This is a genomic window from uncultured Actinomyces sp. (assembly GCF_963526355.1).
Taxonomy (GTDB): Bacteria; Actinomycetota; Actinomycetes; order Actinomycetales; family Actinomycetaceae; genus Actinomyces.
Genome location: NZ_CAUROW010000100.1, coordinates 1 through 6,483, shown reverse-complemented (window position 1 = coordinate 6,483; position 6,483 = coordinate 1). Strand labels below are relative to the sequence as shown.

Annotated in this window: 6 protein-coding genes and 1 pseudogene; 4 read left to right on the top strand and 3 right to left on the bottom strand. The window is 70.3% G+C overall.

Going from position 1 to position 6,483, the window contains the following annotated elements:
* Positions 1-1,221, top strand: a pseudogene (locus tag RWR81_RS11860) (preprotein translocase subunit SecA); the annotation flags it as partial.
* Between the two features lie 70 nt (positions 1,222-1,291).
* Here the strand turns inward: RWR81_RS11860 and RWR81_RS11855 are convergent.
* Positions 1,292-1,822 (bottom strand): Rv3235 family protein, encoded by a 531-nt coding sequence (locus RWR81_RS11855; protein ID WP_314457942.1) that lies wholly within the window; start codon positions 1,820-1,822, stop codon positions 1,292-1,294.
* Between the two features lie 126 nt (positions 1,823-1,948).
* The gene (locus RWR81_RS11850; protein ID WP_314457941.1) at positions 1,949-2,851 is read right to left on the bottom strand and encodes a peptidoglycan-binding protein LysM; all 903 of its coding nucleotides are present in this window, start codon (positions 2,849-2,851) and stop codon (positions 1,949-1,951) included.
* 198 nt (positions 2,852-3,049) lie between these two features.
* Between RWR81_RS11850 and RWR81_RS11845 the strand changes: the two genes are divergently transcribed.
* Positions 3,050-3,595: a Fis family transcriptional regulator gene (locus RWR81_RS11845; protein ID WP_314457940.1), complete on the top strand. Its 546-nt coding sequence runs from the start codon at positions 3,050-3,052 to the stop codon at positions 3,593-3,595.
* Positions 3,596-3,659: 64 nt separating this feature from the next.
* Here RWR81_RS11845 and RWR81_RS11840 read toward each other — a convergent pair whose 3' ends face one another.
* Positions 3,660-3,884, bottom strand: a complete 225-nt coding sequence (locus RWR81_RS11840) for a helix-turn-helix domain-containing protein (protein WP_314457939.1) — start codon at positions 3,882-3,884, stop codon at positions 3,660-3,662.
* A gap of 204 nt (positions 3,885-4,088) precedes the next feature.
* Between RWR81_RS11840 and RWR81_RS11835 the strand changes: the two genes are divergently transcribed.
* Together RWR81_RS11835 and RWR81_RS11830 are read left to right on the top strand one after the other, a co-directional pair.
* Entirely contained in the window at positions 4,089-4,730 is a 642-nt protein-coding gene (locus RWR81_RS11835; protein ID WP_399498440.1) for a hypothetical protein, read from the top strand.
* Positions 4,727-6,483 (top strand): hypothetical protein (locus tag RWR81_RS11830; RefSeq protein WP_314457937.1); only part of this gene is annotated, 1,757 nt, incomplete at its 3' end. The genes RWR81_RS11835 and RWR81_RS11830, both read left to right, overlap by 4 nt.

Sequence of the window (6,483 nt, the reverse complement as noted above, 5' to 3'; positions counted from 1 at the left end):
CGGGCCGAGCACGACGAGGTCGTCGAGCTCGGCGGCCTCTACGTGCTGGGCACCGAGCGCCACGAATCGCGGCGCATCGACAACCAGCTGCGCGGCCGCTCCGGCCGTCAGGGAGACCCGGGCGAGTCCCGCTTCTACCTGTCGATGGAGGATGACCTCATGCGCATGTTCGCCTCCGGGCTCGCCCAGCGCATCATGGCCTCGGGCGCCTACCCCGACGACGTGCCGCTGGAGTCCAAGATGGTCACTCGCGGCATCGCCGGCGCCCAGCGTCAGGTGGAGTCGCGCAACTATGAGATCCGCAAGAACGTCCTCAAGTACGACGACGTTATGACCGAGCAGCGCGAGAAGGTCTACTCCGAGCGCCGCCGCGTCCTGGACGGAGAGGATCTCGAACCCCAGGTCGAGGCCTTCCGGACTCATGCCGTCACCTCGATCGTCAACGCCGGCACGGCCGAGGGGCGCCCCGACGAGTGGGACCTGGACGTCCTGTGGGGCGAGCTCGGTCGCCTCTACCCAGTGGGACTCACCCAGGATGAGGTCGTTGAGGCCCTGGGTGGTAAGGATGCGCTGACCCCGGAGAGTCTCATCGAGGAGCTCAACGAGGACATTGCCGTGGCCTACGAGGACGCCGAGGCGCGCATCGACGCCAACGCCCTGGCCCACGCCCAGCTCGGCGAGGAGCCGATGCGGACCTTGGAGCGTCGCATCCTGCTGGCCGTTGTGGACAAGCGCTGGCGTGAGCACCTCTATGAGATGGACTACCTCAAGGAGGGCATCGGGTTGCGGGCCATGGCCCAGCGAGACCCCCTCGTGGAGTACGCCAATGAGGGAGCCCGCATGTTCCGGGCGATGATGGAGGGGATCCGCGAGGAGACCGTCGAGCAGATCTTCGCCAATGTCGCCCGCTTCGACGCCGCTGCCCAGCGCGCCGCCGAGGATGGCACCGTCGAGGCCGCTCAGGCGGTCGCCAAGGCCAACGCCACTGCGGCGGCCGGTATCCGGGTGGGTGGAGGTACCGGTCAGGGCCGGGGCACCGTCCTGGGAAACACGGGGCGGGCCTCCATGGAGCAGCGGATCACCTACTCCGGACCCAGCGAGTCCGGCGGCGAGGAGAGGCATTCCGGCGTCTCGTCGCGCAGGGCCCCCGCCCCGCCCTCGTCGGCTTCGGGCGGTAACCGGGCCGAGCGTCGACGTTCCAAGAAGAAGCGTCGCCACTGAAGCCGGGTGAGCGCTGACGTCACCGCCGTTGATCCCGTCGGACCTGGTAGACCGCCAGGATCCGGCGGGATCACGCGATCTCCAGGCCGGTGAGGATCCAGCGCTCGCGCAACAGCTCCAGGCGCGCCGCCGCGGCCCGGACCCGGTTGCCCTCCTCCAGGAGAACGGTCGCCTCGCACGCCCCCGACATTGTCAGTTCGGTGCGCACGCTGCGGATGCGCGGGCGCTTCGGCGACGGTTGGTGCCCCAGGATCCTGGAGGCCAGACCCGCTCTGCGGGCAAGTGCGTCGAACAGGGACGGGCTGGTCCACCGGGCCAGGTGGTCCACGGGGCGTAGCCCGGCCAGCACCTCGCTCGCCGCAGTCACCACGATCGCGGCCGTGCGCGAGGCGTCGGTGCCAGCGCCGGCCTGTCTCCTGTTGAGGTGGTCGTGAGACTCGGCGACGCCGGGCTCGTTGACAGGCTTGCGGGGCTTGGGTGGAGCGGCTCGGGTCGGCGTCGGGTGAGTCGGTGTGGGGTGGGTGTGGTGCTGAGGGATGGCCTCGCGGCGGGCGGGGCGGACGGCACGAGTGGCTCGAGCTGCGGTGGCGGTGGCAGTCATGGCGGGCTCCTGGAAGTGCGTTGGTACCTCGTGGGCACGGAGCTGGAGGTGGATGGAGTTGGCGGTGAGGCGGTGGCGGAGACTGCGGTGAAGTCTGATGGCCCTGCGGCTGGGGAGGGATGTGGTTCATCTCGATGGGTTCTGGCCTCCCGTCGTCGTACTCGGCGCCGCCAGAGAGCCGGGAACCGTCAGCACCGTCCCGGGGCGGATCAGTGACGGGTCGGCTCCGATGACATCAGCGTTGGCGTGGTACAGGGCGGGCCAGCTCCGCGCTATCCGTGCAGCACCGGCCCCGGAGGGCAGCAGGGAGGCGGTGATCGACCACAGGCTCTCTCCGGGCAGCACGGTGTGAGTGCGCTCCGACGCCTCCGGTCCCGAGGTGGTTGAGGCGCGGTCATCGGTTGTGGCGGGCGGTGCTGAGCCGACCGAGTCTCCTGATTCTCCTGCGCGGTCCGACGGAGCCGGTGACGATGAGGGCGCCGGGCCGTCGATACGGGATCGTGCGCCATCCGGTGCCGCGGTGGAGGGCGGGTCGCCTGCGTCGGCGGAACCTGACGGCGACTGGCCTGCCTGCGGTGATGCGGACTGGACGGGTGAGGCGGGTGCCGAACTCGTGGGCCGCCAACCCAGGTCGTCACCGCCGGCGGCCCCTTCCGCGGCGAGTGCCGGCGTCGAGGACAGGGAGACGACCAGGGCGGAGGCCGCGATACGGCGAACCGCGGGAGCTCCCCATCCCTCCAGGATCCTGACTGCCAGCCCGGGGACGCCGCCGCTCCGGGAGAATCTGCGATCGTGGGAATCGCGGAGCGCGACGAGGGCGAGTACGGCCGACACGGCGTGCCATAAGGCCCCCAGGGCCCCGATTGTGCAGGTCCCGGCGACGACGGCGTCGGACAGATGGCCCATCCCCCAGGACTGTGGTGGGACCTCCAGAAGGCCGTCTGCAGCGCTGTGGGCCGCGCACCCCAGGAGGAGCAGGAGAGTGCCGGACAATCCGACCAGCAGCGCGAGTCGAAACCCTGTCGGCATGTCTGCCTCCTCATCGCCATTGATCATGTTTGATGATCTTAGATTTACTCTGGTCATTTCCAGATGTCAAGAGAGGTGGCATCTCATCTAACGCGATGTCATCTCGGTGAGTGAACCGTTACGTCAGATGCCTGCGGCCCGGGGTGGCTCCGAGGGGGCGGACTTTGCTCCGTGTGCGGAGTGTGGTGAGGTGGGGGCATGGACTGGGACCTGATGCTCGCCGACCTGGAGAGCAGCTTCGATGCCGAACGTCGCGCGGATCTGGTGGCGCAGAGTGCCGAGCTGGCTGAGGCGGAGCACGCCTCGATTGAGGCAGTGGACCGCCTCCGAGGCTCGGCGGGACGCCCGGTTCATCTACGGACCCGCTGTGGCGTGCCGGTGGACGGCGTCGTGAGTCGGGTTGAACCCGCTTATGTCCTGGTCGATGAGGGGGAGGGGCTGCAGGCGATTGTTCCGCTGACCGCGGTGGCGACGACCACCGCTCTGGCCGGTCCGGCGCCCCGGGACTCCCGCCGTCATCCCACGCTGGGGGCGCTGCTGCGTGAGATGGCTCGGCGCGGCGTGCGAGTGCGTCTGGTCCTGGGCTCTGGCGAGGTGGTGGGACGCCTGGTCCGCGTGGGCTCGGACCATGTCGACGTCGTCCTCGACCCTGAGGGAGGCGTTCGTGCACGGCGTGCGCCGGGTGCGGGAACGGGGACCGTCTGCGTCATGACCGCCGCGATCGAGGTGCTGCGCAGTCGTTGACGCGCCGTCGCGCGCAGGTGCTGAGGAGGGGAGCGGGTGAGATCGATGGGGCTGAGGGGCTGGTTCAGAACTCCTCGTCCTCGCCCCACCCCGCGGCCACCATGGCGCGGGTCGAGGCGAGCTGGCGTTGGATGTAGTCCTCGAGAGCCTGGTCCTCGATGCGCCACAGCTTGCGGGCGCCGACCTGGATGGCTGGAAGGTCTCCGGAACGGATGAGGGCGCGCACGGCCTGGGTGGACAGCTGGAGCTGCTCGGCGACGTCGGCGATGGTCAGGAATCGTGTGCTCATAGAACCGATGATCCCACCGCTCGACTTTCTCCACAATTCTCAAAGGAGATTGTGGATAACCTTGAGGTATCATTTTATCCCGATGATGATTCCAGGCGATCAAGGAGGATTCCCGTGACGTCATCCCGCCGTACGCACTCCCGAGCAGTACCTGAACGTCCCCGCGGTGGCCGATGGCGTCGTCCCGCCTGGAAGGACCCGCGAATGGCCGGGGGAGTGGTCCTGGTATCGGCGGCCGTGGCCATGGGGGCGTGGGCTGTTGATGCCGCCGCCGACACCACCCGCGTCTACATGCTCTCCCAGGACGTCGCTCCCGGGACCGACCTGACTGCCGACGGTGTTCTCACGGCGGTCGAGGCCCATCCCGGCACTGACGCCTACGTCGAGGTCGGGCACCTGCCCGACGGTGCGGTGACCACCCGCTCCATGAACAAGGGGGAGCTTCTGCCGGCGGTGGCCGTCAACAGCAGTCGGGAGCAGGCGCTGCGACCGGTGGTCCTCAATGTCGCCTCCAACCTTCCGGCATCGACGAAGGTCGGTGACTACGTCGACCTGTGGGTCGTGCCCAAGGAGGGGGCGATTGCGGGAGTCTCGGGCCAGGCGTCCGCGGCCGATCGGACCGGCCGGGAGCCGACCGGTGACGAGGGGGCGCGCCGCGTGGCCACAGGACTGGTCATCGCCTCCGTCGGTGAGGCCACCAAAGGACTGATCTCCGGGCCGAATACCGGAGTGGAGGTGAAGGTCCCCCAGGACTCCCTCGCCTCCGTCCTCAGTGCTGTCGGGCAGGAAGGGTCGCTCGTCCTGGTGCCCACCGGCCAGGAAGCGCCTGCGGAGAAGGAGTCGTGAGCGACCCTGGCGCCGGGATCCTGCTGGCCCTCAGCGGCGACGACGCCGACATCCTGCGTGCGCTGAGTCGGGCGGGAAGCGGTCTGTGCGTCGTGCGACGGTGTGCCGACCTGCCCGAGCTGCTCTCGGCGGGCATGGCCGGACTGGCCTCCTTCGCCCTGCTGGACACCGGTTTCGATGAGATTGACCGCACCGTCCTGGACCGGCTCGGCCGCGCCGGCCTGCGTGGACTGCTCCTGGTGGAGGCCCACGAGGAGGAGCGCTGGCGCAGTGCGGGATGGCCGGTCCTGAGGCGTGACACCGCCCCCGACAGCATCCGCTCCGTGCTGCAGGAACTCGTGCGTAGCAGCGCGGTCGACCCCAGCACCGCCTCCCCCGACTCTCTCACCGCGTCTTGGCCGGCACCTGAGACGGCGAACGGTTCAGTATCGGGGGGCGCTGCCGGGGTCGGCTCCGCGAGTGACGACTGGCTGAGTGCCGCCACGCCCGCATCGAGCGCGGAGCGCGGCGCCGCTCAGGAGACCGCCTGGCTCGAAGAGCTGTGGCGTCAGTCCCCCGACCCAGAAGGAACCGGGGCGTCATCGATGCGAACCGGGCCTGGGCCCGTCGCCGTCGGATCCGATGTGTTCGCGGACATCTCACCAGGTCAGGAGTGGGCGCCGGTCGCGGGTGAGACCGCGCAGGAGTCCTCCGCGGTGCCCCCGTCGGTTGCGCCGGACCGGTCGCGCGTCACCGGTGGTCCTCGCTCAGGTCCTCACGTGCCGGCGCGCGACGGTGGGAATGGACGGATCGTCCTGGTGTGGGGACCCCATGGCGCCCCCGGGCGCTCGACCGTGGCCGCCTCCCTCGCCCATGGCCTGGCCGGCCCCGAAGGGGCGATCCTCGTGGACGCCGACGTCGAGGCCCCCAGCCTGGTTCAGCTCCTCGGCATGCCGGAGGACTCCTCCGCCCTGGCTGGGGCGGCCCGCCTGGCCACCTACGGACGGCTCGATGCCGAGAGCTTCCAGCGGCTCCTGGCCCCGGTGGGCGGTGGGCTCTCGCTGCTGGGAGGACTGGGGAGGGCCGGCCGCTGGCGCGAGCTGCCGCCGGCCTCCATGACCGAGGTCTGGCTCCAGTGCCGCCGGAGCGCGGCCTGGACCGTCGTCGACGTCGCCGGTGGCGTCGTCGACGACGACGTCGACGATTTCACGCTCGAGCCCGGGCGCGGGGCGGTCACCGCCGACCTGGTGACTCGTGCCGACGTCGTCGTGGTGGTGGGCGGGGCGGATCCGATCGGGGTTCGACGCCTGCTTCAGCTCCTGGATGATGAGGTGGGCTCCTCCGTGATGCCCGCGGGACGGGTCGAGGTCGTCCTCAATCGGGTGAGGGCCACGGCCGCCGGTCCCTCCCCTCAGCAGGCCCTGCGTGAGGCGCTGGCTCGTTTCGGCGGGGTGGAGGACATCGTCCTGCTGCCCGATGACGCGGCAACCGCGGACGCCTGCCTGCTTCAGGGGTGCAGCGTCCTGGAGGGAGCGTCCGGCAGCTCGCTCGGGAAGGCTTTGACCGGGCTCGTCGACCGGATCGACCCGCAGGCGGGGGCCGGTCGGAGAGGCGGCTCCTCGCGCCGGCCACTGCTGTGGCGCCGCAGAAGGCGCGACAGGACTGAGGGCTCTGCGGGTAGGGCGAAGGCATCCGGCCGCAAGAGGCGCTTCGCCGCCCGCAGCCGGGACGGGCGGAGTCTGCGCGGCGGCGCTCCGGCGGCCGAGGCCCGGGC